At 57.5% G+C, this 2,967-nt stretch carries 3 protein-coding genes and 1 CRISPR repeat array; of the genes, 1 reads left to right on the top strand and 2 read right to left on the bottom strand.

Going from position 1 to position 2,967, the window contains the following annotated elements; translation table 11 throughout:
* Positions 1–147 precede the first annotated feature (147 nt).
* On the top strand, positions 148–867 hold the full coding sequence (gene psb29, locus NW840_RS09140) for a photosystem II biogenesis protein Psp29 (protein ID WP_414343796.1): 720 nt from the start codon (positions 148–150) through the stop codon (positions 865–867).
* A 9-nt stretch (positions 868–876) separates the two neighbouring features.
* Here psb29 and NW840_RS09135 read toward each other — a convergent pair whose 3' ends face one another.
* Positions 877–1,581: an esterase/lipase family protein gene (locus tag NW840_RS09135; protein WP_011432154.1), complete on the bottom strand. Its 705-nt coding sequence runs from the start codon at positions 1,579–1,581 to the stop codon at positions 877–879.
* Positions 1,582–1,584: 3 nt separating this feature from the next.
* A complete protein-coding gene (locus tag NW840_RS09130; protein WP_414343795.1) occupies positions 1,585–2,109 on the bottom strand; it encodes a GNAT family N-acetyltransferase in 525 nt (174 codons plus the stop codon).
* 79 nt (positions 2,110–2,188) lie between these two features.
* Positions 2,189–2,896: direct repeats of the CRISPR family, unit length 36 nt; unit sequence GTTTCCAATTTCTAGGGATCCCCCCGAAGGGGGAAC.
* Between the last annotated feature and the right edge of the window lie 71 nt (positions 2,897–2,967).

Genomic DNA, 2,967 nt, shown 5'->3' with positions numbered 1-2,967 from the left:
ACTGCGCAAGGAGCCATCCATGCGCAGCGTGGTAGGAATCTCCGGCCTTCAGGCCGGGGAGGATGTCAACACAGCTTGCCCTCAGGGTCAGCACAGGTGAGAATAAAAAAACAGAGAAGCCATCCTCAAGCTCATTTTTGTCTGCCTGTGAATCCTGTTCGCACCCTCTCCGCCACCAAAGCGGCCTTTTTCAGCGCCTACCCTCGCCCGATCAACGCCGTCTATCGCCGGGTGGTGGAGGAGTTGTTGGTGGAGCTGCACCTGACCACCGTCAACAGCACCTTCGTCTACGATCCGTTTTTTGCCTTGGGGCTGGTCACCCTCTACGACGGGCTGATGGAAGCCTATCACCCCCCTGAGCAGCGAGAAGCCATTTTCAACGCCCTCTGTAAGGCTCTGCACCTCAAGCCGGAGGTGTTGCGCAAGAATGCCCGCGATCTGCTGGAGTTGATGGGAAGCGGGGATCCCCGTCAAAGACTTGATCTCCTCTGTCTCAAGCCAGAGGCGGAAGATGTGGGTGGGTTGAAAGCCATTTTGGAGCGCATGACTCAGCCGCCCTACGCCTACAGCCGGGTCTTAGCTGTTGGCCTTTACACAGCCTATGAAGCTGTGGCCAAGTCCCTTTACGAAGAACCAGAAGAACGCACCCGCCGCTTTTTGGAGAATGTGGTGAGCAAGCTGCCCTTTTCAACAGAGCGGGTGAGAAAAGATCTGGAGCTCTATCGCAGCAGTTTGGATCGCATGAAGCAGGCGCGGGCTGTGGTCGAGGAGATGGTAAAAGCTGCCCGGCGTCAGCAGGAACGCCGCCAATCGGCCGCCTCTTTGCCCGAGACTTCCCTCGGCGACCCAAGCAAGCCTGGCAGCTAAACCCCGGCCCTAAGCCAGATACTGAGCCCAAGTTTCCACCACCTCGGGGGATCCATACCAGCGCCGTCCACCCCGACCGGAATGGTAGCAGTTGGGCAGAGTGAGGTTAACAGCCCCCTGCAGGTGGGCAGCCTCGATGGGGGTAATGCCATCGCCCCACAATTCCCCCTGTCCAGCCGTGAGCCAATAGCTGTTGTAGGCCAGCCAAGCCAGATAATGCTCCTGTCGCCACAGGGATCCCAGACTCAACCTCTGCCCCTGGATGACCCTGCCCGCCACGCACACATATTTGACCTCGGGCCAAAAGGCCCCCGGATAGTGGGTGTTGACAAAGTCCAAATTGCGCTTCGTCCAGCGCTCCCGGCTGGTGTGGGGGGATCCCAAGCTAATCAGCGCAGCGACCTGCTCCCGCCCCTGCCACACCTGTCCCCCATAGGGCACGGATCCCAGGTAGATGCGGGCAATCCAGCCGCCGGCGGAGTGGGCCACCAGGTTAACTCGGTCAACCCCAAACTCAGCGCAGGTCTTTTGGATGGTCTCTCGAAGGGCCCACAGGATGGGAGTGACAGGCCTTCCCCCCAGCGTGGGAAACCAACTGCGCACCTGCAACGGCACCACCCGTGCCGCATAGCCGCGGGCTTCCAGCTCTTGACGCAGGGGCTCATACTCCGACGCACCCGCCAGATAACCGGGCAAAATCACCACAGGGGCCATACGCTAGCGGGGATACCAGAACATGCCTTTGATCCCCTCAGGGTCGGCGGTGAAGCCCAGCCGTTCGTAAAAGCTGACCACTCCCTGATCGGCAAAAAGGGTGATGTTGCTGATGTCTCGGGCGCGCAGCTCGTGGATCACCTTTTCCATCAGCCGCTTGCCCAGACCCCTACCCTGGAAATCGGGATGAACCACCACATCCCAAATGGTGGCATTGAAAGCGTGGTCGGACGTTGCCCGGGCAAAGCCGATGAGGCGACGGTAGCTGCCCCGCTGCTGCCACATCGACACCACCAAAAAGCTGTGCTGCAGGGCTTTTCTCACCTTGTGAATGGGGCGACGCGACCACCCCACCGCATCGCAGAGCTCCTCTAGCTCGTACAGATCCAAGTTGGGATCCAAGCTGAAGAGGATTGTCTCCCCTCGTACCACCACCGTTTCCTGGCGACGGTCGGCCCTAGCTGTTTGCGCCGGCTCTTTGGTTGTAGCAGCTCCTGCTGACCCGAACAGGCCCTTCCAAAAACTCATGTGAATCGCTGCCGAGTGAAAGCTCACCCCTACTTTGGGTGAGCGTGTCCTCAGTATAGCCAGGATCGGTGGCGGAATTGTTTCCAATTTCTAGGGATCCCCCCGAAGGGGGAACTTACCACGTTCTACCGAGAGTGGAGCAAGTTGATGTTAACGTTTCCAATTTCTAGGGATCCCCCCGAAGGGGGAACACACTTGGTCAGCGGAGCAATCCGCGAGTCCTACGAGGTTTCCAATTTCTAGGGATCCCCCCGAAGGGGGAACTTCTTGCCATGTTTCTACCTATAAATTTCAGGGTATTAGAATGTTTCCAATTTCTAGGGATCCCCCCGAAGGGGGAACAGTGGACGCCCTGAGGTTTGTCAGGGCAAGGCTTGTCACGTTTCCAATTTCTAGGGATCCCCCCGAAGGGGGAACAGTAAAGCTTCTTCTCAGATTAACTGGGATCAAATGTTTCCAATTTCTAGGGATCCCCCCGAAGGGGGAACAGTCGGAGCCGTGGCGTTTTGGTTTTGCATAACGCCAGTTTCCAATTTCTAGGGATCCCCCCGAAGGGGGAACAAAATCCTGTATTCAGGCCAATACACAGTAATCTTCTTGTTTCCAATTTCTAGGGATCCCCCCGAAGGGGGAACCATCGATGCTCCAGCAAGCCTGGAAGGGGCCACAGTCGAGTGTTTCCAATTTCTAGGGATCCCCCCGAAGGGGGAACATGACGGTACCCATGAGCGATTAACCAAGAATAAACCCGGTTTCCAATTTCTAGGGATCCCCCCGAAGGGGGAACACCACCCCTATTAAACCCAAGCAGGGCAAGGAATGCAAGACCCATTTGCGAGGGATCCGGAAAAAAGTCGG

This window comes from Synechococcus sp. R5-13 (genome assembly GCF_047462015.1).
Classification (GTDB): domain Bacteria; phylum Cyanobacteriota; class Cyanobacteriia; order Thermostichales; family Thermostichaceae; genus Thermostichus.
The sequence above is the reverse complement of the archived record's forward strand: the minus strand, read 5'-3'. Positions and strand labels throughout refer to the sequence as shown.